This window comes from Dermacoccus sp. Ellin185 (assembly GCF_000152185.1).
GTDB classification, from domain to species: Bacteria; Actinomycetota; Actinomycetes; order Actinomycetales; family Dermatophilaceae; genus Dermacoccus; species Dermacoccus nishinomiyaensis.
The window spans coordinates 1-20,244 of record NZ_AEIQ01000122.1 but is presented as its reverse complement, the minus strand read 5'-3'; the positions used below and the strand labels follow the sequence as shown (position 1 = coordinate 20,244).

General features: G+C 69.4%; 22 protein-coding genes and 1 pseudogene. 14 read left to right on the top strand and 9 right to left on the bottom strand.

The features are described 5' to 3' along the window. The first annotated feature begins 23 nt into the window (after window positions 1-23). From HMPREF0321_RS14015 to HMPREF0321_RS14005, 3 genes are read left to right on the top strand one after another with little or no spacing between them, the layout of a single operon-like run. A complete protein-coding gene (locus HMPREF0321_RS14015) occupies window positions 24-800 on the top strand; it encodes a DUF969 domain-containing protein (protein ID WP_006947491.1) in 777 nt (258 codons plus the stop codon). Then, window positions 797-1,768: a DUF979 domain-containing protein gene (locus tag HMPREF0321_RS14010; RefSeq protein ID WP_006947479.1), complete on the top strand. Its 972-nt coding sequence runs from the start codon at window positions 797-799 to the stop codon at window positions 1,766-1,768. Before HMPREF0321_RS14015 ends, HMPREF0321_RS14010 begins: the two co-directional genes overlap by 4 nt. Before the next feature lie 11 nt (window positions 1,769-1,779). Next, window positions 1,780-2,805 (top strand): DUF2891 family protein, encoded by a 1,026-nt coding sequence (locus tag HMPREF0321_RS14005; RefSeq protein ID WP_006947486.1) that lies wholly within the window; start codon window positions 1,780-1,782, stop codon window positions 2,803-2,805. A gap of 4 nt (window positions 2,806-2,809) precedes the next feature. Here the strand turns inward: HMPREF0321_RS14005 and HMPREF0321_RS14000 are convergent, their stop codons facing one another. Beyond that, complete coding sequence (locus HMPREF0321_RS14000; RefSeq protein WP_006947429.1) at window positions 2,810-3,850, bottom strand: GNAT family N-acetyltransferase; 1,041 nt, start codon at window positions 3,848-3,850, stop codon at window positions 2,810-2,812. Window positions 3,851-4,043: 193 nt separating this feature from the next. On the opposite strand from HMPREF0321_RS14000, the gene fdxA reads away from it, so the two are divergent. From fdxA to HMPREF0321_RS13985, 3 genes are all read left to right on the top strand, one after another. Next, window positions 4,044-4,367 (top strand): ferredoxin, encoded by a 324-nt coding sequence (fdxA, locus tag HMPREF0321_RS13995; RefSeq protein WP_006947414.1) that lies wholly within the window; start codon window positions 4,044-4,046, stop codon window positions 4,365-4,367. 492 nt (window positions 4,368-4,859) lie between these two features. Beyond that, window positions 4,860-5,975, top strand: a complete 1,116-nt coding sequence (dapC, locus tag HMPREF0321_RS13990) for a succinyldiaminopimelate transaminase (RefSeq protein WP_006947484.1) — start codon at window positions 4,860-4,862, stop codon at window positions 5,973-5,975. A 121-nt stretch (window positions 5,976-6,096) separates the two neighbouring features. Further along, complete coding sequence (locus HMPREF0321_RS13985) at window positions 6,097-7,362, top strand: citrate synthase (protein WP_006947473.1); 1,266 nt, start codon at window positions 6,097-6,099, stop codon at window positions 7,360-7,362. A 191-nt stretch (window positions 7,363-7,553) separates the two neighbouring features. Here HMPREF0321_RS13985 and HMPREF0321_RS13980 read toward each other — a convergent pair whose 3' ends face one another. Together HMPREF0321_RS13980 and dapD are read right to left on the bottom strand one after the other, a co-directional pair. Continuing rightward, window positions 7,554-7,802 carry a hypothetical protein gene (locus tag HMPREF0321_RS13980; protein WP_006947437.1) on the bottom strand — a complete coding sequence of 83 codons (249 nt, stop codon included), beginning with the start codon at window positions 7,800-7,802 and terminating at the stop codon, window positions 7,554-7,556. A gap of 131 nt (window positions 7,803-7,933) precedes the next feature. Further along, window positions 7,934-8,863: a 2,3,4,5-tetrahydropyridine-2,6-dicarboxylate N-succinyltransferase gene (gene dapD / locus HMPREF0321_RS13975; protein ID WP_040015159.1), complete on the bottom strand. Its 930-nt coding sequence runs from the start codon at window positions 8,861-8,863 to the stop codon at window positions 7,934-7,936. Window positions 8,864-9,016: 153 nt separating this feature from the next. Between dapD and dapE the strand changes: the two genes are divergently transcribed. From dapE to HMPREF0321_RS13955, 4 genes are read left to right on the top strand one after another with little or no spacing between them, the layout of a single operon-like run. Continuing rightward, window positions 9,017-10,087, top strand: a complete 1,071-nt coding sequence (gene dapE / locus HMPREF0321_RS13970) for a succinyl-diaminopimelate desuccinylase (RefSeq protein ID WP_040015149.1) — start codon at window positions 9,017-9,019, stop codon at window positions 10,085-10,087. After that, window positions 10,087-10,983: a TIGR00730 family Rossman fold protein gene (locus HMPREF0321_RS13965; protein WP_243754982.1), complete on the top strand. Its 897-nt coding sequence runs from the start codon at window positions 10,087-10,089 to the stop codon at window positions 10,981-10,983. The genes dapE and HMPREF0321_RS13965 overlap by 1 nt, the downstream gene beginning before the upstream one ends. An 11-nt stretch (window positions 10,984-10,994) precedes the next feature. Continuing rightward, window positions 10,995-11,534: a DivIVA domain-containing protein gene (locus tag HMPREF0321_RS15175; RefSeq protein WP_006947425.1), complete on the top strand. Its 540-nt coding sequence runs from the start codon at window positions 10,995-10,997 to the stop codon at window positions 11,532-11,534. Next, window positions 11,531-12,124 carry a DNA-3-methyladenine glycosylase I gene (locus HMPREF0321_RS13955; RefSeq protein ID WP_006947439.1) on the top strand — a complete coding sequence of 198 codons (594 nt, stop codon included), beginning with the start codon at window positions 11,531-11,533 and terminating at the stop codon, window positions 12,122-12,124. Before HMPREF0321_RS15175 ends, HMPREF0321_RS13955 begins: the two co-directional genes overlap by 4 nt. 295 nt (window positions 12,125-12,419) lie before the next feature. Here HMPREF0321_RS13955 and HMPREF0321_RS13950 read toward each other — a convergent pair whose 3' ends face one another. Continuing rightward, window positions 12,420-13,208, bottom strand: coding sequence for an enoyl-CoA hydratase-related protein (locus HMPREF0321_RS13950; protein ID WP_040015157.1), 789 nt, complete (start codon window positions 13,206-13,208; stop codon window positions 12,420-12,422). A gap of 198 nt (window positions 13,209-13,406) precedes the next feature. Between HMPREF0321_RS13950 and HMPREF0321_RS15735 the strand changes: the two genes are divergently transcribed. Continuing rightward, window positions 13,407-13,574 carry a DUF3117 domain-containing protein gene (locus tag HMPREF0321_RS15735; protein ID WP_006947428.1) on the top strand — a complete coding sequence of 56 codons (168 nt, stop codon included), beginning with the start codon at window positions 13,407-13,409 and terminating at the stop codon, window positions 13,572-13,574. 226 nt (window positions 13,575-13,800) lie between these two features. Here HMPREF0321_RS15735 and HMPREF0321_RS13945 read toward each other — a convergent pair whose 3' ends face one another. Next, complete coding sequence (locus tag HMPREF0321_RS13945; RefSeq protein ID WP_006947423.1) at window positions 13,801-14,433, bottom strand: O-methyltransferase; 633 nt, start codon at window positions 14,431-14,433, stop codon at window positions 13,801-13,803. A 374-nt stretch (window positions 14,434-14,807) separates the two neighbouring features. Between HMPREF0321_RS13945 and sigE the strand changes: the two genes are divergently transcribed. The 3 genes from sigE to HMPREF0321_RS13930 are packed head-to-tail and all read left to right on the top strand — an operon-like array spanning window position 14,808 to window position 16,673. After that, the gene (sigE, locus tag HMPREF0321_RS13940) at window positions 14,808-15,491 is read left to right on the top strand and encodes an RNA polymerase sigma factor SigE (protein WP_006947438.1); all 684 of its coding nucleotides are present in this window, start codon (window positions 14,808-14,810) and stop codon (window positions 15,489-15,491) included. After that, window positions 15,488-16,120: a hypothetical protein gene (locus tag HMPREF0321_RS13935; RefSeq protein WP_006947441.1), complete on the top strand. Its 633-nt coding sequence runs from the start codon at window positions 15,488-15,490 to the stop codon at window positions 16,118-16,120. Before sigE ends, HMPREF0321_RS13935 begins: the two co-directional genes overlap by 4 nt. A 25-nt stretch (window positions 16,121-16,145) precedes the next feature. After that, complete coding sequence (locus HMPREF0321_RS13930; RefSeq protein ID WP_006947430.1) at window positions 16,146-16,673, top strand: hypothetical protein; 528 nt, start codon at window positions 16,146-16,148, stop codon at window positions 16,671-16,673. A gap of 145 nt (window positions 16,674-16,818) precedes the next feature. Here HMPREF0321_RS13930 and HMPREF0321_RS13925 read toward each other — a convergent pair whose 3' ends face one another. From HMPREF0321_RS13925 to HMPREF0321_RS16625, 4 genes and pseudogenes are all read right to left on the bottom strand, one after another. Further along, window positions 16,819-17,955: an Mrp/NBP35 family ATP-binding protein gene (locus HMPREF0321_RS13925; protein WP_006947406.1), complete on the bottom strand. Its 1,137-nt coding sequence runs from the start codon at window positions 17,953-17,955 to the stop codon at window positions 16,819-16,821. A 63-nt stretch (window positions 17,956-18,018) separates the two neighbouring features. Further along, entirely contained in the window at window positions 18,019-18,726 is a 708-nt protein-coding gene (locus HMPREF0321_RS13920; protein WP_370447730.1) for a DUF1003 domain-containing protein, read from the bottom strand. Then, the gene (locus HMPREF0321_RS13915) at window positions 18,723-20,030 is read right to left on the bottom strand and encodes a magnesium transporter MgtE N-terminal domain-containing protein (RefSeq protein ID WP_006947455.1); all 1,308 of its coding nucleotides are present in this window, start codon (window positions 20,028-20,030) and stop codon (window positions 18,723-18,725) included. The genes HMPREF0321_RS13920 and HMPREF0321_RS13915 overlap by 4 nt, the downstream gene beginning before the upstream one ends. Beyond that, window positions 20,027-20,244 (bottom strand): annotated as a pseudogene (locus HMPREF0321_RS16625) (hypothetical protein); the annotation flags it as partial. The gene HMPREF0321_RS13915 and the pseudogene HMPREF0321_RS16625, both read right to left, overlap by 4 nt.

The window sequence follows — 20,244 nt, the reverse complement described above, 5'->3', positions numbered from 1 at the left end:
TCGCACAACCCAAGGAGCCAGCTATGTGGGTGCTGCTCGCCGTCCTCGTCGTCGTGGGCGGTTTCGCATTACGTCTCAACTCGATGCTCGTCGTGGCCGTCGCCGGCATCGTCGCCGGTCTCATCGGCGGCATCTCGCCGGTCAAGATCATCGAGACCTTCGGAACCGGCTTCGCGAACTCGCGTTCCGTGACGGTCTTCCTCGTCGTTCTGCCCGTGATCGGCATGATCGAGCGCTACGGGCTCATGCAGCAGGCGCGCGTCCTCGTCACGAAGCTGACGAAGATGACGGCGGGTCGTCTGCTCGCCGCCTACCTCGGCATCCGACAGGTCACCGCAGCCGTGGGCCTCATGGCCATCGGCGGCCCAGCGCAGGCCGTGCGCCCCATCATCGCGCCGATGGCCGAGGCCTCGGCGGAGCGCAAGCACGGCAAGCTCACCGAGCGGATGCGCGAGAAGGTTCGCTCCTACGCCTCGTCCGCCGACACCGTCGGGTTGTTCTTCGGCGAGGACGTCTTCATGGCCGTCGGTTCGATCCTGCTCATCACAGGCTTCGTCGACACCACGTACGGCCTCAAGCTCGAAGCCCTCTCCATCGCGGTGTGGGCCATCCCGACCGCGATCTGCGCGTTCACCATCCACGGCGCGCGCATGCTGCGCCTCGACCGCTCGCTCGCTGCCATGGCGGCCGACGCTCCGGCTGCCGCCGTGACGCCGGCGACGCCATCAATCGACGGCCCGGGCGGCGCTGCGGACTCGTCCGGTGTGGCCACCGGTGACGCCGAAGGAGAGAAGCGATGATCAAGGCTGAATGGCTCTTCTGGCTCGTTGCGCTCTACTTCGCCATCGTCGCTGTCCTGCGCCTGCGCGACCACACCGATGCCAAGCGCTTCGGCTCGGCTGCCTTCTGGGGCATCCTCGCGTTCGCCTTCGTCTACGGCACCTTCGTCGTCGACAAGTCGGGTTCGGCGCTCGTCGAGGGCATCGCCGTCCTGGCGCTCGCCGCACTCGCCGGCGCCGGCTTCCCGGGCAAGGGCGCCGATCTCACGACGAGCGTGGAGCAGCGCGAGAAGAGCGCCGCGAAGTACGGGAACAAGCTCTTCGTCCCGGCGCTCATGATCCCCGGAATCGCCGCCGTCTTCGCCCTCATGGGCATCTTCGAGGTCACGGTGGGTGGCGAGCTGCTGCTCGAGGACAAGCAGGCCACAATCATCGGGCTCGGCATCGCGGCGGTCGTCGCGATGTTCTCCGCGATGGTCATCTTCAACGAGCGCCGCGTCAGCGTCCCCTTCGAGGAGGGGGATCGCCTCCTGGGTCACATCGGCTGGGCCGCGATCCTGCCGCAGTTCCTCGCCACGCTCGGCGTCCTGTTCAAGGACGCCGGTGTCGGTGACGCGGTGAAGACGATCAGCGAGACGGTGCTGCCGCACGGCTCGCTCATCGCAGGTGTCGTCGTCTACTGCATCGGCATGTTCCTCTTCACGGTCATCATGGGCAACGCCTTCGCGGCCTTCCCCGTCATGACGGCCGCCGTCGGATGGCCTGTGCTCATCGAGTCCTTCCACGGCAACCCGGCCGCAGTGTTCGCCATCGGCATGCTCGCCGGATTCTGCGGAACGCTCTGCACGCCCATGGCGGCGAACTTCAACATGGTGCCCGCGGCGCTGCTGGAGTTGAAGGATCAGTACGGCCCAATCAAGGCCCAGATCCCGACGGCGATCGCCCTGCTCGCGTGCAACATCGTGCTCATGTATCTGCTGTGCTTCTGAGAGGGGACGAGATGATCAACGCATGGAAGGCCGAGAACGCCCGGGCCTGGGCGAACACCGTCGTGGAGGTCCTCGACACGCCGTTCCCCTGGGCCTCGCAGCACAAGTCGGGTTCCGCCGACGACTGTGACGTGACGCCGTGGACGCTGCACCCGTGCTTCCATGCGTCGCTCGACTGGCACAGCTCCTGCCACATGCAACTGGCGGGCATCACACTGCTCGACGAGGCGGACGAGTTCGTCGACCCGGCTACGCGCGAGGCGCTTCTCGCGCAGTTGAACGGCCGGTTGACGCATGCGAACGCGGTGAGCGAGGCGGCGTACCTGCGTGAGCATCCGGGTTACGAGCGCCCGTACGGATGGGGGTGGGCGAGTGCTCTCGCCGTCGCGGCACAGCGCTCGACGCAGCCCGGTTCCGACGGTTGGGCACGTGCGCTCGAACCCGTCGTCGATGCGGTGGGTGACCTTCTCGTGGAGTGGATGCCGAAGCTCACCCACCCGGTGCGTACCGGGCAGCACGACAACACGGCCTACGGTCTCGCGCTGTGTCACGACGCGTTCGTCGCCCTCGGTCGGAGCGAGGTCGTCGAGGCGATCGAGGTCAATACGCGCCGGTGGTTCGGCGCGGACGTCGACTACCCGGCGCACTACGAGCCGAGCGGCAACGACTTCCACTCGGCGGCGCTCTCGGAGGCCGACCTCATGCGCCGCGTGCTCGCCCCGGAAGAGTTCGAGGCGTGGTTGGGGCTGTTCCTTCCGCGTCTCGGCGCCGACGACGATCCGCTGCTCGCCGTCCCCGAGGTGGGCGATCACTCCGACGGCAAGCTCGTGCACCTGTTCGGGCTCAATCTCGCCCGCTCCGCAGCGCTCGGCGCCCTGGCTCCGGTCGTCGAGCGGCACGACGCCGAGCGGGCCGAGCGGATGCGCACCGCAGCGCGGCATCAACGTGAGTACGCGCAGTCAGCGATCGTCGAAGGTGACTTCATGTCGACGCACTGGCTCGTGACGTTCGCGCTGCGGGCCGTCGGAGCCCTCTGAGCGCTCAGGCCTGCAATACGACCTGAGAGGGCGCCTCGAGGTAGACGTAGGTGTGGTGCGTCGTGAAGCCGAGCGATTCGTACAGAGCGATGGCCGGTGCGTTGTCGGCGGCGACCTGCAGGTACATCGACGCCTCGTCGGCGCGCAGCGCTTCGTCGGCGCAGGCGCGCAGGAGTTGTCGTGCGAGGCCCTGACGGCGGACGTCGGGGCGGGTGGCGAGGGCGAACACTCCGGCCCATCCCGGCGACAGCGCCAGGCGAGCGTGGGCGACGGCTCCCGAGGGCGCGCCCGCCGCACCGGAGGTGATGCCGTCCGTGTCAACGGGCGGCGTGAGCGCGAGGAAGACCTGCTTCTCGGAGCCTTCCAGGACGCGCCGGGCGTCACTCTCGTGCGTGCGTGCCCGGTCATCGGCGAGCGACCACCACGCGTCGTCGAGGGCGGGGGAGACGTTCGTGCGCATCGAGCTGGTCGACGTGCGCCGCGCAGCCGCAGCGACGTCGGCGCTCGCGGCCGTCATGACACGTACCGGGCGGAGCGCCTCCCAGCCGAGAGTGGTGGCCTCCTGGACGAGGGGGTCGTCGTCGGCCGAGAAGCCGGGTGAGAGAGGCACCTGGATCAGGGGCGGCAGCGCTCGAGCGTCGTACCAGCGTCGAACGGTGGCAAGCGAGTCGGCCGTCGACGGGCCGGGTTCGCCGAGGACGAGAGGCGAGTTGGCACGCCCGGTGTAACCGCCGGCAGCGCGCAGCATCCAGCGTCCGAACCACTCACGTTCGTGGGGCGGCCAGCCGTCCGTCATGAGCTCTTCGAGATCCTCGACGGAGACCGCGCGATGCGGCGCGCCACGCCGGCCGGGGCGTGGGCCGAGCGCCTTCGCCGTCACGATGTGCGTGATGGCGACGCGCACCTCGCCGCGCCGGGTGTCGACGACGACATGGCCAACGTCGACGGAGCGGACGGTGCCGACGATGTCCGTCAGGGTCGCGTTCGCGTCGAGCGTGCCTGCGGCGGCGGCGAGCTCGCCGGCTGTCAGCCGCCGGCGAATCATGACCCGTGCGCCCTCTCGCAGGGTGGAAGCAAGGGTGGGCTTGTTTTCGGCGGAGTCGCGCACATCGGCATACTAGGAGGCAACCATCCGAACATCGCACCGTGACGCTCGGATACCAAGAACGTTCGCTGTCCGCATCTCGCCTCTGCACGGGTCGGCCGGCGGGCGCAACGCGACCACCGAGGAGCTACCCGTGACGTACGTCATCGCCCAGCCCTGTGTCGATGTCAAGGACAAGGCCTGCATCGAAGAGTGCCCCGTCGACTGCATCTACGAGGGTGAGCGTTCGCTCTACATCCACCCCGACGAGTGCGTCGACTGCGGCGCGTGCGAGCCGGTGTGCCCCGTCGAGGCCATCTACTACGAGGACGACACGCCCGAGGAGTGGGCCGACTACTACAAGGCCAACGTCGAGTTCTTCGACGACCTCGGCTCGCCCGGTGGCGCCGCGAAGATGGGCGTCATCAAGAAGGATCACCCGATCATCGCCGTCCTGCCCCCGCAGAACCAGGACTGACGACCAGGGCTGGTGGCCAGGGCTGACGGTGAGGCCTGACGAGGACCGGCAGGCCGACGTCTGTGCCCCAAAGGTGCTGGGCGCTTGCGTGCCTGCACGCGAACCTCGCTCGCGCCAATAGAATCCTGCCCTTTCGAACCCCGCGCCAATCGAACCCCCGCGCGAGCTGCTGACGGCTCGTGCGGGGGTTCGTCGTGTCCCGCACCCATCTGCGATCTACGTCCACCTTCGCGATCTACGTCCCCTTTGGCGATTCCTGTCCACATCGGCGATTGTCGTCCACATTTACGTCGTCGCCGCGGCACGGGGGTCGACCGCGAAGGTGGACGAAGAACATCGCAGAGGGGGAGGCGGTTCGCAGAGATGGACGGAAGTCGCGAATGGTGACGAAGATCGCAGGAGTGGACGCCGTTCGCCGATGGGCACGCGGCCCTGGCGGCGCGGGGGTTCGGGCCGGGTGGGGATGTCGGTGGCAGGTGCGAGAATGGCGGCATGGCGCTCAACCTTCCTGACTTCCCCTGGGATTCGCTGGCCGCGGCCAAGGCGCGCGCGAGTGAGCACCCTGACGGCATCGTCGACCTCAGCGTCGGCACGCCCGTCGATCCGACGCCGCAGATCCTGCAGGACGCACTCGCGGCCAACGCCGACGCCCACGGTTACCCGCAGGTGTGGGGGACCCCCGATCTGCGTGAGGCGATCGCCGCCTGGTACGCACGCCGCCGCAACGCGAGCCACGTCGACCCCGACGGCGTCATGCCCACGGTCGGTTCTAAAGAACTGGTCGCGTGGCTCCCGACGCTGCTCGGCCTGGGCGCCGGGGACGTCGTCGCCTTTCCCGAGGTCGCCTACCCGACGTACGACGTCGGCGCTCGCCTCGCGGGCGCGACGCCGCGTCCGATGCGGGGCCTCACCGAGTTCGGGCCGCAGGCGCCGGAGCTGCTGTGGATGAACAGCCCCGGCAACCCGAACGGCAAGGTTCTCGGTGTCGAGCACCTCAAGAAGGTCGTCGACTGGGCACGCGCGCGTGGCGTCATCGTCGCGAGCGACGAGTGCTACGCCGAGCTCGACTGGCGTGACGGCGCCGGCGAGGCGGGGCAGCTGAGCGCCCCGAGCATCCTCGACGACCGCGTGTGCGGTGGAGATCACACCGGGCTGCTGTCGGTGTACTCCCTGAGCAAGCAGTCGAGCCTTGCCGGATACCGTGCGAGCTTCGTCGCGGGTGACCCAGCGATCGTCAAGCAGCTCGTCGACGTCCGCAAGCACGCCGGCATGATCGTGCCGTGGCCGGTGCAGCGGGTGCTCAAGACGGCGGTCGAGGACGACGCCCACGTGGCCGCCCAGAAGGCGATCTACGCGCGCCGCCGCGCCGCTCTCAAACCTGCGCTGGAGGCGGCAGGCTGGCGGATCGACGATTCCGAGGCCGGTCTGTACCTGTGGGCGACGCAGGGACGCCCCTGCCGCGAGTCGATCGACGCGCTCGCCGAGCTCGGCATCCTCGCTGCGCCGGGCGACTTCTACGGCGTCGCGGGCGAGCAGCACGTCCGCATCGCGCTGACGGCCACCGACGAACGGATCGACGCCGCTGTGAGGCGCCTCACAGCGGGTTGACGGAGAGTCAAAGTTTTTACTCTACCCGGTGGTAGCGGATTAAAAGCAGCGGAAATTCTCAGGTAACGTCTCATTCGCTAACCCGGTACACCCCTGCCGGTCCGCAAGGAGGAAAACCCACATGACTTCTCAGGGCAACGCCACGTTCACGGCCGACGACAAGGAACTCGAGTTCCCGATCGTCGAGGCCGTCGAGGGCTGCAGCGGCTACGACATCTCGGCGCTCATGAAGGAGACGGGCAACGTCACCCTCGACGTCGGCTTCGTCAACACCGCGTCGTGCAAGTCCGCCATCACCTACATCGACGGTGACCAGGGCATCCTGCGCTACCGCGGTTACCCCATCGACCAGGTCGCGGAGAACGCCTCGTTCCTCGAGGTCGCCGCGCTCCTCATCGACGGTGAGCTGCCGTCGCAGGCTCGTCTCGACGAGATCACCCAGGCCGTCGCGAAGGCGTCTGTCCTGCCCGAGGGCCTGGAGAAGATCTTCGACGCGTTCCCCAAGGGCGCGCACCCGATGCTGATCCTCGCCTCCGTCGTCCCGGCGCTCGGCACGTACTACGCCGACGCGCTGTCGGTGAAGGACGACGCCGCGATCGACCAGGCGACGGCCGTCCTGCTGGGCGCCGTCCCGACGCTTGCCGCGTACTCGTACCGCAAGTCGATCGGTGAGTCGTTCATCGCGCCCGACGCCTCGCTCGGGTACGTCGAGAACTTCCTGCACATGATGTTCGGCGGCGACGTCGACCAGGCCACCGCCGATGCGCTCGACATGCTCTTCACGCTGCACGGCGACCACGAGCAGAACTGCTCGGCCTCGACCGTCCGCATGGTCGGTTCCGCCGAGGCGGACCTGTTTCAGTCGATCACCGCCGGCATCGGCGCCCTCTCGGGCCCGCTGCACGGTGGCGCGAACTCTGCTGTTCTCGAGATGCTCGAGAAGATCCAGTCGACGGGCGACTCGGCCGAGGACTTCATGGACAAGGTGAAGAACAAGGTCGACGGCGTGAAGCTCATGGGCTTCGGCCACCGCGTCTACAAGAGCTACGACCCGCGCGCCGCCATCGTCAAGAAGGCGACCCACTCGATCCTTGAGAAGAACGGCAAGGACGAGCAGCTCGAGCTCGCCATGGGCCTCGAGGAGCGCGCGCTGAAGGACGACTACTTCGTGCAGCGCAAGCTGTACCCGAACGTCGACTTCTACACGGGCCTCATCTACAAGTCGATGGGCTTCCCGACGAACATGTTCACCGTCCTGTTCGCCATCGGCCGCATGCCCGGCTGGATCGCGCAGTGGCGTGAGCAGAACAAGGACGCGGCGAAGAAGATCGGCCGTCCGCGTCAGGTGTACGTCGGCGCGACCGAGCGCGACTACCCGACGAAGTGACGCCGGCGCGGCGCTGATCGCGTTCGAACCGTCGGACGAAGGGGCTGTTCACCATCGAGGGTGAGCAGCCCCTCCCTCATGCCTGACGTCCGGCCGGTACGACGGCCTTCCCCGAGTCGGGGACGGGGGCGTCGCCGCACGCAAGAGCGCGCGCTGCCGGTTCAAGGGGCCGCAGCGGCGAGCGGCGGGCGTCAGCCGATGAACGAGATCCCGAACGTCGCGAGCAGGCCCAGCAGCAGGAAGAGTGCGACGATGCGCTGCATCCTGCTCGCGCCGCTCATCGACGACGCGGCCTGCAGCTCCGGCGCCGAGTAGGCGTCGAAGCCACTCTCGCGGACCTGCTTGCGCTCGCTGACGGGCACCCGCGTCTCGTGCGGCTCCCGCAGGTCCTCGCGTGGGCTCGGGCCGTCCACGTGCGTTCGGTCGGGGTGGCTCGTCATCGTCGTCTCCTCGTGCGTGGGGCGCTCACAGTGTGGCGCCTGGCTGACGGTCCGTGGGGTTGAACGGGTGATGAAATGCCGCGAGGCGCCGCGGCTCGGATGGCCGCGACCCCGCATGCCCGCCTGTGGCGTCAGTTCTTGTGCAGGTCCGCGTTGAGCTCGATGCCACTGCCGGCGCCGGCGCGGCACTCGACGGCGCCCGTCTCGGAGTTGCGTAGGAACAGCATGTTGGCGCCACCGGAGAGCTCGACGGCCTTGGTGACGGTGCCGTCGGGCATCGTCACCTTGGTGCCGGCGGTGAGGTAGAGGCCCGCCTCGACGACGCAGTCGTCACCGAGCGCAATGCCGAGGCCCGATTCGGCGCCGAGCAGGCAGCGTTCGCCGAGGCTGACGCGCTGCGTGCCGCCGCCCGACAGGGTGCCCATGATCGAGGCGCCGCCGCCGATGTCGGAGCCGTCGCCGACGACGACGCCCTGCGTGATACGCCCCTCGACCATGGAGTGCCCGAGCGTGCCGGCGTTGAAGTTGACGAAACCCTCCTGCATGACGGTCGTGCCCTCGGCGAGGTGGGCGCCGAGACGCACGCGGTCGGCGTCGGCGACGCGGACACCGCTGGGCGTGACGTAGTCGGTCATGCGCGGGAACTTGTCGATGCTGAAGACGCTGACGGGGCCACGCTGACGCAGACGCGCGCGCGTCATCTCGAAGTCGTCGACGGCGCACGGGCCGAAGTTCGTCCACACCACGTTGGCGAGCCGGCCGAAGATGCCGTCGAGGTTGATGGTGTTCGGCAGCACGAGGCGGTGGCTGAGCAGATGCAGGCGCAGGTACGCGTCGGGAACGTCGTCCGGGGCGGCGTCGAGGTCGATGACGGTGCGCACGACCTTCGTCGTCACCGTGCGCGCGTCGTCCTTCGTCTCGAGGGCGGTGAGCGCGGACGGAGCCTTGGTGGCGTCGTCGGGCGTGCCGAGCGCGGGGGAGGGGTACCACGTGTCGAGCGTGGTGCCGTCGGCGGTCACGGTGGCGAGGCCGTAGCCCCAGGCGGTGCGTGCATCAGTCATGCCGCCCAGGCTACCGAGGGGTTCGCGGCTGTGGGTGGGCTCGTCCGGGTGGCGGGCCGACTCGTCTGCGATTCGCGCACACATTCGCTCCCCGGGCGATGGACGTTCGTCTCCCGTGCCAAGGTTGTCGGCGACGGGTCATAGGGTGTGGGCATGGCTTCTCTGGACCTGACGCAGGACGTCGTCGCGCTCACCGAATCGGTGTGCAACATCGAGTCGGTCTCCCTCGATGAGAAGAACCTCGCCGACGCGATCGAGGCCGAGCTCGCGACGCTCGACCACCTCGACGTCGTACGCGACGGCAACACGATCGTCGCCCGCACGAACCTGGGGCGTGACGAACGCATCGTCCTCGCCGGCCACATCGACACGGTGCCGCTGACGAAGGATCCCGCCAACCTGCCCGTCAAGCGTGTCGGCGGCAAGCTGCACGGGCGCGGCACGACCGACATGAAGGGCGGGGTGTCCGTCCAGCTCAAGATCGCCAAAGAACTGACGGAGCCGAACCGCGACATCACCTTCGTCTTCTACGAGGGCGAGGAGATCGAGGATCAGCACAACGGTCTGGGGCGCATTGCGCGCACCCGACCGGAGCTGCTCGAGGGGGCCGCGTTCGCCGTCCTGCTCGAGCCGACCAACGGCGGTATCGAGGGCGGCTGCAAGGGGACGCTGCGGGTTCACGTGCGCACCAAGGGAATCGCCGCCCACTCGGCGCGGCCCTGGAAGGGTGACAACGCCATCCACAAGGCTTCCGACATCCTCAACCGGTTGCGTGAGTACGAACCGCAGACGGTCACCGTCGACGGTCTCGACTACCACGAGGGCCTCAACGCGGTGAACATCTCCGGCGGCATCGCGGGCAACGTCATCCCCGACGCGTGCACGGTGACGGTGAACTACCGCTTCGCGCCGGACAAGAGCGCCGAGGACGCGCTCGCGTACGTCACGACGTTCTTCGATGGTTTCGACATCGAGTGCGACGATCTCGCCGGGGGCGCCCGTCCCGGTCTCGACCGCCCGGCGGCGAAGGCGTTCGTCGACGCGCTCGGCCTGCCTGTCGTCGCGAAGGAGGGGTGGACGGACGTCGCGCGCTTCTCCGCCGTCGGCGTGCCTGCGGTCAACTTCGGCCCCGGGGACCCGAACGTCGCCCACATGGACGACGAGTGGTGCCCCGAGGATCAGATCGTCACCGCGCTCGAGCTGCTCAAGGGGTGGCTGGCCTGATGGCGCACCACGACGACGAGCGCGACGCGCGTAGCGCCCGCGGGAGCGAGGAGATGGTCGACGTCGCGTCGCAGCCCGGCCCGGTTGCCGATTCGGGTCTCGCGGCCCGCCGTGACGAGGCAGAACGCCGCAAGGCCGGCCCCGAGCACGACTACCACAAGGGTGCCGTCACGCTGCGCGGCAAGCACGTGCCGCGCACGACGACCGACCAGCGACTGCTCGACTCGAACTTCGAGGCGGACTGGGTCCACACCGACCCATGGCGCGTCATGCGTATCCAGGCCGAGTTCGTCGAGGGCTTCGGCGCGCTCGCCGAGCTGGGGCCCGCCATCAGCGTGTTCGGCTCGGCGCGGCTCAAGTCCGAGCATCCGGCGTACGCCGTGGGCGAGCAGGTGGGGCGCGCCCTGGTCAAGGAGGGCTTCGCCGTCGTCACCGGCGGGGGCCCGGGCGCGATGGAGGCCGCGAACAAGGGCGCCTTCGAGTCAGGCGGCACGTCCGTCGGGCTCGGCATCGAACTGCCCTTCGAGACGGGGCTCAACCGCTTCGTCAACCTCGGCGTGAACTTCCGCTACTTCTTCGTGCGCAAGACGGTGTTCGTCAAGTACACGCAGGGCGCCATCGTGCTGCCGGGCGGTGTGGGGACGCTTGACGAGATGTTCGAGGCGATCACGCTCGTGCAGACGCAGAAGGTGACGCACTACCCGATCGTGCTCGTCGGCACCGCGTTCTGGAGCCCGCTGCGCGAATGGTTGCGCGCGACGGTGCTCGCCGAGGGCATGATCTCCGAGCGCGACGTCGACCGCATGGTCATCGTCGACACCGCAGAAGAAGCCATCGCGTTCATCCGTGACGCTCACCGCGCCGCTCGCGCGGGCGAGCGTCCCGTCGAGGCCTGAGGAGCACCATCATGATGATCGTCCTCATCGTCGTCCTGATCGTCATCATCGGGGCGCTCGTCGCGGTTCTCGCCGGACGCATCGGCGTCGACTCGATGTCGGGCCCGAGCAGCACGTCATCGTTCGAGTTGCCGCCCGGCCCCCTGGGCGCACAGGGCGTGGACGCCGTTCGTTTCGACCAGGCACTGCGCGGGTACAACATGGGTCAGGTCGACGCGGTGCTCGACCGCCTGTTCGAAGAGATCGGTGAGTTGGAATCGCAGCTCGGCGAGAAGCCCGACGGTGCGCGCGCCACGACGGCTCGCCCTGACGCCGTGGCCGACGCGGAGGGTGCGTCTCGTAGCCGCCCGGCCGGTGACGAGGCGGCCGAGATCGTCCAGTTCCGGCGTCGCGGGCGCCGCTCGCTCGGGCACGAGCGCGAGGACGAGGCGTCTGAGACCGCGGCGCGCGAGGCCGTGGCGCTCGACAAGGGCGATGAGCCAGTTGGCAGTGATGAGCCGGGAGGCCGGCACGCGGCGTCGCGGGAGTCGTCGAGCGACCGCCACGCATGAGCCTGCTCATCGTCGGTGACGACGGTGTCGCCCGCTGCGCATGGGCCACGAGCGCACCAGATTACGTCGCCTACCACGACGACGAATGGGGGCGACGGGTGCGCGGTGAGCGGGAACTGTTCGAGCGGCTGACGCTCGAGTCGTTCCAATCGGGGTTGTCGTGGCTGACGATCCTGCGCAAGCGTGAGGCGTTCCGGGCGGCCTTCGTCGGGTTCGAGCCGGATGCCGTGGCGGCGTTCGGGGCTACCGATGTCGAGCGGTTGATGGGCGATGCCTCGATCGTGCGTAATCGCCGCAAGATCGAGGCTGCGGTGACGAACGCGCGCGCCGTCGTCGAGCTGCGTGCCGACGGTGGGCTCGAGGCGCTCATCGACACCTTCCCGCCTGCGGCGCACGAGCGCCCGACGACCGTGGCGGACGTCGTCGGGTCGTCGGACGAGTCGACCGGGCTCGCGAAAGAACTGAAACGGCGCGGCTTCGCGCACGTCGGACCCACGACCTGCTACTCGCTCATGCAGGCGTGCGGGTACGTCAACGACCACGCAGCAGGGTGTGTTGCCGGCGACGCCATCGAACGTCTGGCGGGGTGAGGTGGAGGCGCCCGGTGCCCGGCGCCGTCGGCGGGTCGGGCGTGACGGCTGCGTCGTTGGCGTGATCCCTCCGAGCATCACGTTGACGGCCGGGGTGCGCGCCGAACGCAGGCAATCTGTGCCGTGCCACCTAGGGACCGTCGCTCGGCACCCCCTCGGCACCCCAAACTACCGGCGGGGACGACCGTCAGATACAGGGTGCCCTTCGCGCGGCTCTGGGAGCCCCAGCTTGCGAACGGAGGGAGCGACGGGCCGCCGTCGCCGTACGCGAATGTGGACGAACATCGCCGATGGGTCAGCGGCCCTCGAAGGTCGGGGGCTGCTTGGTGAGGAAGGCGTCGACGGCGCGTCGGTGATCGTCGCTCGATCCCGTGCGGATCATGAGCGGCTCCTCGTGGGCCAACGACTCCACCAGCGAGTGGTTCGACGCGAATTCGAGCGCATCGCGCATCGCGGCGTAGGCGAGGGTCGGGCCGGCCGCGAGTCGGGCCGCCCATGACTGCGCTGCGGCGAGGGCGTCGTCCTCGATGCGGTTGACCAGGCCGATGCGCAGGGCCTCGTCGGCGTCGATCGTCCGCGCATCGAAGAGCAGTTCGCGCGCGCGGGCCGAGCCGACGAGTCGCTGCAGGCTCCAGCTCGCGCCCGTGTCGCAGCTGAGCCCGATGCCCGCGAACGCCGTCGTGAACTTGGCCGTGGGCGCGGCGATCCGGAAGTCGGCCAGCATCGCGAGCGACAACCCGGCGCCTGCCGCCACGCCGTTGACGGCGGCGATGACGGGCTTCGGCATCTGCGCGAGCGTCGTCGCGATCGGGTTGTAGTAGCGCGACACCGATTCGAACGGGCCCTTCGACCCGGCACCGAGCTGCTCGGCGTGCTCGCGCAGATCCTGGCCGACGCAGAATCCGCGCCCGGCCCCCGTCAGGACGAGGGCTCGGATCGACGCATCGTCGGCGACCTGTCTGACGGCGGCGAGCAGCGCGGTCTTGCTCGTGTCGGTCAGTGAGTTGAGCGAGTCGGGGCGGTCGAGCGTGACGGTGGCGACGCCGTCGCTCACGTCGACGAGAACTTCAGAGGTGGCAGACATGGTGACGAGTTTCACACATGGATTTCGTCTGCCTGGCAGGACGCGCAATAATGGTGGGTAACAAGCTGATCGACGAGCACACCGGCGCCCTTGCGAGAGCGGGGAGTCGTGTTCGGCGCGACGGAGGATCGCGGCACGCTTCGACGATGTGGCAGAACCTAGCGCGCCGTGTGGCGCGTTCTCGAAAGGGGTCAACCCATGGCAGCGATGAAGCCGCGGACCGGTGACGGTCCCCTTGAGGTCGCGAAGGAAGGCCGCAGCATCCTGCTGCGCATGCCGCTCGAAGGCGGCGGACGTCTCGTCGTCGAGATGAACGCCGACGAGGCCAAGGCCCTCGGCGCCGCGATCACCGACTGCGTCGGCTGACGCGTTCGTCACGCACCGCTCGAAACAGGCGCCTCATCCCTCCGGGGATGAGGCGCCTGTTCGCGTCGTGCCAGCGCCGGCGGCTGGGTGGCAGCGCGACAGGCAGCCGCGCTGTGTGTCGCCACTCGTGTTCACGCAACTCGTGGCCGAGGGTGAGCAGGCGGGCGTCAGCGCTTGGCGCGCCTCGTGCTCGCGCAACTCGTCGCAGAGGGCGCGCAGGCCGGCGTCAGCGTTTGACGCAGACGAGGAGGCCGTCGCCGACGGGCAGGAGCGTCGTGAGCAGGTCGTCACGTTCGCGCAGCTCCTTGCCGAGGGCGCGCAGACGCTTCGTCGTCTCGTCGCGCACCGCGGGGTCGGCGACGCGGTCATGCCACAGCATGTTGTCGAGGACGATGACGCCGCCGCGCCGCACGAGACGCAGCGCCTGCTCGACGTACGCGGGGTATTCGTCCTTCTCACCGTCGACGAGGACGAGGTCGTAGGCGGCATCCGCAAGGCGCGGCAGCACCGTCAGGGCGCTGCCGGAGATGATGCGGGTGCGCTGGGGCGGGTAACCCGCGCGCTGGTACGCCGCGCGGGCGGCGCGCTGGTGTTCCATGCTGATGTCGATCGTGGTGAGCACCCCGTCAGCCGGCATGCCTTCGAGCAGCCACAGCCCGGACGAACCGGCGCCCGTGCCGATCTCGACGACGGTGCGCGCCGCCGTCGACGCCGCGAGCATGCGCAGGGCAGCGCCCGCGGCGCTCGTCACCGGGGTGGCGCCGAGGTGCTCGCCCTGGATGCGGGCAGCCTCGATGTGCTGGGGCTCGTCGGCGAAATCCTCGGCGTACGCCCAGCTCGCGGGCTTGAAACTGGTCATGGGGGACATCCTAGGGGCGCTCGCAGCCCCACCCGATCCGTGGGTCGGCACGCGGCTGTGCGCCGATGGCGGCTCCAGGCCCAGTGCAGCCGACTCTGCGCGCAGTGCGGCGCCAGCCCCTGTGCAGCCCACTGTGCGCGGATGACGGCCGTCGAGCTCCGCGGCCCGAGGCGCTCGACGTCTCAGCAGCAGGGCAGCGTTCGGAATGCGCGACGAGAATGCAGCATCCGCAATGGGCCCCACGAATTCTGAACGCAACTGGGCCTCAGCCGCACGAGGCGGCCAGCCGGCGGGTCCCTCAGCAAGTCCACAGGCATGCCGGGGATAATGAATGCTCGCGGCGCGCCAGCGCCGAGATGCGGTCGGGAGGACCCATGTCGATGTCGAACCCCCGGGGCGCAGTTGCCGACCCCGTTCACCCCGTCAACACGCGCTCGCGTGTGCATGTCGCCGAGCAGGCGCCGCCTGGCTGGCAGCCGCCGACGTGGGAGGAGATCGTCACCGAGCACAGTGCGCGCGTCTACCGACTCGCCTACCGCCTCACCGGCAACGTCCACGACGCAGAGGACCTGACGCACGACGTCTTCGTGCGCGTGTTCAATTCGCTCGGTTCGTACCGTCCCGGCACCTTCGAGGGCTGGCTGCACCGCATCACGACGAACATGTTCCTCGATCGCATGCGCCGCAAGCAGCGCATCCGCTTCGACGCCCTGGCCGACGACGCCGACGGCCGGCTGCCCTCCGGAGCGGCCGGGCCCGAGCAGGTCGTCCTCGACGCGCAGTTGGACGACGACGTGCAGCGCGCGCTCGACGCGCTGGCCCCCGACTTCCGCGCGGCGGTCGTGCTGTGCGACATCGAGGGCCTCACGTACGAGGAGATCGCCCAGACTCTCGGACTGAAGCTCGGCACGGTGCGTTCACGCATCCACCGCGGCCGGGCCGCCCTGCGCGAGTCGCTCGCGCATCGCTCGCCCGCCGCTCGTGAGGCGCGACGTCGTAGCGTCGTCCAGGCCGCGAAGGAGGGGCTCACGCGACGCCCGGCCGTGGGGCTCACGTGATCCGCCGGTATCGCTCGGGGCACCTGGGCGAAGCCATCGACCTGTACGTCGACGCCAGACTCGACGCGGTGTCGATGCGGTGCGCGGCGCGCCACCTGCTCGTGTGCTCGGTGTGCCGCCGTGACGTCGACGCGGAACGCGCCATCGTTCGTGAGGTGCGCGCGGTGCCCGTCGACCCCGACCGTCATGCTTCCCTCGTCGCAGGGCTGCTCGCTCTGGCGCCGGAGTGCGCGTCGCGGCCGCCGTCAGCGGCGCCTGGCTCCTGCGCCGACGAGGCCATGGTGCTGGAGGCGGCGCCCCACCGCGCTGCGGCTGGTTCCCGGGAGGACGAGATCGCGTGGCAGGATGCCACGCGCCAGCACCCGGCAGCGCGCCGGCGCCGCTCGAACGTGCGGGCGGGGCTCGTCGCGGGTCTCGCGGGCCTCGGCTCGACCGCGGCATGCGTGGGCGCGTTCGTGCTCGTCACACCGTCGCATTCCGCGCCGATGGCGCCGGAGCGCAGCCGCATGGCGAGCGTCGGAAGCGACAGGATCGCGCCCCCGACGATCGATGTCGCGGGCAGCCGCGAGGTCACGCACGGTGAGCGGGTGACGGTGAGTCGCGCCGGATCAGGCAGAATGGCCCCATGAGCGAGTTCGCAGGGGTGACGTACGCGTGAACATTCCATTCATCGACATCAACTCGGGCGAATTCATCATCATCGTCATCATCGCTCTCGTGCTCATCGGGCCGAAGCGGTTGCCGGGTTATGTCGACAAGCTGCGCACGTTCATCCGCACCGCGCGGGAGATGGCCGAGGGAGCGAAGACGCAGCTCAAGACGGAGATGGGCCCCGAGTTCCAGGACGTCGACTGGCGCCAGTACGACCCCCGCCAGTACGACCCGCGCAAGATCGTGCGCGAGGCGCTGTTCGACGATCCCGACGCCGACATCGCGGGCGAGATCGGGCTGAGAGAGCGCACCGCGCAGTCGACCGGCGCGACAGCGGCGGGCGCCGTGGGTGCGGCCGGCGCAGCTGCATACAGCAGCGATAGCGGAGCCGACGGCGTCGGGGCCGGAGGGATCGGAGCGGAGGGCGCCGGCGGTGAGGACGCCTACGGCGTGCCGGCCGCCCCGCGCTCCCTCGTCACTGCCGAATACCACCCCGACCGCGTCACGCCCTTCGACGACGACGCCACCTGAGCTCGACCGAACCGGTGCCGGTCGAGCGCTGACCGACCTCGCGGGGGAGTTTCAGCTTCCGCGCACACCGACGAGAGCCGCATCCCTGACGTGCAGGGTTGCGGCTCTCGTCGGTGTGCTCGCTGTGCGCGAGCGGCGCGTCAACTCACAGCTTGGTACTCGGCGTCAGCCCGAGGCTGCGTCCGGCGAGGCCGCGAGCGCGCGTGCCGAGGCCCTTGGCGATGCCGCGCAGGGCGACGGCGGCGGGCGCGTCGGGGTGGCCGACGACGACGGGGATGCCGTGGTCGGCGCCCTCACGCAGGGTCGTGTCGAGCGGGATCTGGCCGAGCAGCTCGACGGGCGCGCCGATTGACTGCGTCAGCGATTCGGCGACGGTGGCGCCGCCGCCCGCGCCGAAGATCTCCTGGCGCGTGCCGTCGGGCAGCTCGAGCCACGACATGTTCTCGATGACGCCGGCGACGCGCTGCTTCGTCTGCAGGGCGATCGCACCGGCGCGCTCGGCGACCTCGGCGGCGGCCTGCTGCGGCGTCGTCACGACGAGGATCTCGGCGGTCGGGATGAGCTGCGCGACGGAGATCGCGATGTCGCCTGTGCCGGGCGGCAGGTCGAGCAGGAGGACGTCGAGGTCGCCCCAGAACACGTCGGCGAGGAACTGCTGGAGCGCGCGGTGCAGCATCGGGCCGCGCCACACGACGGGCTGGTTGCCGGGCACGAACATGCCGATCGAGATGACCTTCACGTCGTGCGCCTCGGGCGGCAGGATCATGTCGTCGACCTGCGTCGGGCGGTGCGCGACGCCGAGCATGCGCGGCACGGAGAAGCCGTAGATGTCGGCGTCGACGACGCCGACCTTGAGGCCCTGCTCGGCGAGCGCGGCGGCGAGGTTCGTCGTCACGGACGACTTGCCGACGCCGCCCTTGCCGGACGCGACGGCGTACACGCGCGTCATCGAACCGGGCTTGGCGAACGGGATCTCACGTTCGGGGGAGGAGCCCTTGAGCTGCTCGCGCAGGTTCTTGCGCTGCTCATCGTTCATCACGCCGAGGTTCACCTGGACGCCCGTGACACCGTCGACGGCCATCACGGCCTTCGTCGTGTCCTCCGTCAGCTTCGCCTTGAGGGGGCAGCCCGCGATCGTCAGGAGGATGGTGACGGCGACGTGGCCGGACTCGGAGACATCGACCGACTCGACCATGCCGAGTTCGGTGATGGGCTTGTGGATCTCCGGATCCTCCACGGTCGCCAGGGCAGCGCCGATGGCGTCGAGAGTGGGGGTGGTCATGCCCTCCATCGTACGGCGTGGTAGTGAGTGGCCTGAGTCACGTCCACCCGGGCACTCGCGCCCTTATGCCTCCGGGCACGCGTCCTTCTTGGCCTGCTTCTTCGCGGCCTTCTTCTCCTGCTTCGACGAGCCGGCATCGTCGTCCTCGGCATCGGGCATGGCGAGCATGCCGCGCTCCTCCATCTCCTCGAGCAGCGAACGCAGCTCGGAGCGCACGAAGTCACGCGTCGCCGTCTCACGCATCGCGAGGCGCAGCGAGGCGACCTCTCGGGTGAGGAACTCGGTGTCGGCGAGGTTGCGCTCGTCGCGCGAGCGATCCTGTTCGATGGCGACGCGGTCGCGATCGTCCTGACGGTTCTGCGCGAGCAGGATGAGCGGCGCCGCGTACGAGGCCTGCAGCGACAGCAGGAGCGTGAGGAAGACGAACGGGTACTCGTCGAACTTCAGTGGCGTCATGTTGACCACCACGTAGATGATGATGAAGCCCGACATCAGGATGAGGAAGTTCGCCGTACCCATGTAGCGCGCGAACTTCTCGCTCGCGACGCCGAAGCCCTCGGAGTCGAGGTCGATGCGTGGCAGCACGCGCGCCCGCTTCTCCTGCGGCTGATCGAGGCGGCCGGCGGCGTCGCGTTCGTCGCGTGAGTCCCGACGAGCCTCCTTCAATGCCTCCTTGCGACGCGATTCCTCCCGGGATTCCTTGGCGTCGCGACGCTCGTCCCGCTTCTCGTCACGCCCGCGCTCACGGCGCGAACCCACTTCGCGGCTCACTGCGTCACCCCCGGAAAGGTCTTGTCCTGGCGGAAGTCATGGCGCTCCTCGCGCCAGTCCTCGGGAAGGATGTGGTCGAGCACGTCATCGACGGTGACCGCGCCGAGCAGGCGCCCGTCGTCGTCGACGACCGGCAGCGACACGAGGTTGTACTGCGCGAGGGTGCGCGTCACCTCGCCGAGCGGCGCGTCGACGTTGACCGGGTCGACGGTCGAGTCGACGACGTTGCCGAGCGACGTGTGCGGCGGTTCGCGCAGCAGCCGCTGCGTGTGCACCATGCCGAGGAAGCGCCCCGTCGGCACCTCGAGCGGCGGGCGCACGACGAACACGGCCGACGCGAGCGCCGGCGCGACCTCTTCACGGCGCACGACGGCGAGGGCCTCGGCGATCGTCGCCTCCGGGCCCAGGATGGCCGGTTCGGTCGTCATGAGACCACCCGCGGTGTTCTCGTCGTACGTGAGCAGCCGGCGCAGGGGAGCGGCGTCGGCCGGCTCCATGCGCTGCAGCAGATCCTCGGCCGTCTCGGGCGGCAGATCACCGAGCAGGTCGGCGGCGTCGTCGGGCTCCATCGCCTCGAGGACGTCGGCCGCGCGCTCGGTGTCGAGGGCGGCAATGATCTCGACCTGGTCGTCCTCGGGCAACTCTTCGAGTAGATCGGCGAGCGTGCCGTCGTCGAGGGCGCGCGCCACCTCGGCGCGACGCTTCGGCGTCAGGTCGTGGATGACCTCGGCAAGATCCTCGACGCGCAGGTCGTCGTACGTCTCGAGCAGCCGCTCAGCCGACTGCTCGGTGTGCTGCCGGTTGAGGCCGTAGACATCGCGGATGTCGTGCAGGCTGGTCGATCCGGTGCGCCGACGCGTCAGACGGTGCATGGCGCGCGAGGCGCCCGACGACTGCTCCTGCGCACGGACGAACACCTTCGTCATGTCCCAGTCGCGACGCTGGTTCTGCTCCATCGCCATGTCCTCGACGGTGCCGGTGAACGTCTCGCCGTCCGGCTCGCGGACCGTCACCTGGCGGTCGAAGAGTTCGGCGCATACGAGCGTCTCGTTGTGACGCTGCTCGAAGCGGCGCATGTTGACCAGGCCCGTCGTGATGACCTTGCCCGCATCGATCGACGTCACGCGCGTCAGCGGCAGGAACACGCGGCGCCGCTGCACGACCTCGACGACGAGGCCGATGACGCGCGGGCTCGGGTTCTTGCCGAACACGACGACGACGTCACGCACCCGCCCGACGCGGTCGCCGAGAGGGTCGAAGACGGTGAGGCCGACGAGACGGGCGACGAAGACACGGGTGCTCACGGGTTCACCCTATCGACGCCCGGTTGGGCGTTCGCTGGGTCGGCGGGCTTGCTGGACCCGCCGGGTTCCGGCGTCGCCTCCTCGGCACGCACGGCGGCGCGGTGCTCACGCTCCGCGGCGGCAGCGGCGGGGCGCGGTTCGCCCGGCGCGCTCGTACCGAGATCGGCCGCGGGAGCGCTCTGCGCCGCGGCGGGGCTCGTCTGCGCCTCCCGGG

What these genes read in the sequence shown, in the direction of transcription:
- HMPREF0321_RS14015 (WP_006947491.1), top strand. Translation starts at nt 24, where the DNA reads ATGTGGGTGCTGCTCGCCGTCCTCGTCGTCGTGGGCGGTTTCGCATTA.
- HMPREF0321_RS14010 (WP_006947479.1), top strand. Translation starts at nt 797, where the DNA reads ATGATCAAGGCTGAATGGCTCTTCTGGCTCGTTGCGCTCTACTTCGCC.
- HMPREF0321_RS14005 (WP_006947486.1), top strand. Translation starts at nt 1,780, where the DNA reads ATGATCAACGCATGGAAGGCCGAGAACGCCCGGGCCTGGGCGAACACC.
- HMPREF0321_RS14000 (WP_006947429.1), bottom strand. Translation starts at nt 3,850, where the DNA reads ATGATTCGCCGGCGGCTGACAGCCGGCGAGCTCGCCGCCGCCGCAGGC.
- dapC (WP_006947484.1), top strand. Translation starts at nt 4,860, where the DNA reads ATGGCGCTCAACCTTCCTGACTTCCCCTGGGATTCGCTGGCCGCGGCC.
- HMPREF0321_RS13985 (WP_006947473.1), top strand. Translation starts at nt 6,097, where the DNA reads ATGACTTCTCAGGGCAACGCCACGTTCACGGCCGACGACAAGGAACTC.
- HMPREF0321_RS13980 (WP_006947437.1), bottom strand. Translation starts at nt 7,802, where the DNA reads ATGACGAGCCACCCCGACCGAACGCACGTGGACGGCCCGAGCCCACGC.
- dapD (WP_040015159.1), bottom strand. Translation starts at nt 8,863, where the DNA reads ATGACTGATGCACGCACCGCCTGGGGCTACGGCCTCGCCACCGTGACC.
- dapE (WP_040015149.1), top strand. Translation starts at nt 9,017, where the DNA reads ATGGCTTCTCTGGACCTGACGCAGGACGTCGTCGCGCTCACCGAATCG.
- HMPREF0321_RS13965 (WP_243754982.1), top strand. Translation starts at nt 10,087, where the DNA reads ATGGCGCACCACGACGACGAGCGCGACGCGCGTAGCGCCCGCGGGAGC.
- HMPREF0321_RS15175 (WP_006947425.1), top strand. Translation starts at nt 10,995, where the DNA reads ATGATGATCGTCCTCATCGTCGTCCTGATCGTCATCATCGGGGCGCTC.
- HMPREF0321_RS13955 (WP_006947439.1), top strand. Translation starts at nt 11,531, where the DNA reads ATGAGCCTGCTCATCGTCGGTGACGACGGTGTCGCCCGCTGCGCATGG.
- HMPREF0321_RS13950 (WP_040015157.1), bottom strand. Translation starts at nt 13,208, where the DNA reads ATGTCTGCCACCTCTGAAGTTCTCGTCGACGTGAGCGACGGCGTCGCC.
- HMPREF0321_RS15735 (WP_006947428.1), top strand. Translation starts at nt 13,407, where the DNA reads ATGGCAGCGATGAAGCCGCGGACCGGTGACGGTCCCCTTGAGGTCGCG.
- HMPREF0321_RS13945 (WP_006947423.1), bottom strand. Translation starts at nt 14,433, where the DNA reads ATGACCAGTTTCAAGCCCGCGAGCTGGGCGTACGCCGAGGATTTCGCC.
- sigE (WP_006947438.1), top strand. Translation starts at nt 14,808, where the DNA reads ATGTCGATGTCGAACCCCCGGGGCGCAGTTGCCGACCCCGTTCACCCC.
- HMPREF0321_RS13925 (WP_006947406.1), bottom strand. Translation starts at nt 17,955, where the DNA reads ATGACCACCCCCACTCTCGACGCCATCGGCGCTGCCCTGGCGACCGTG.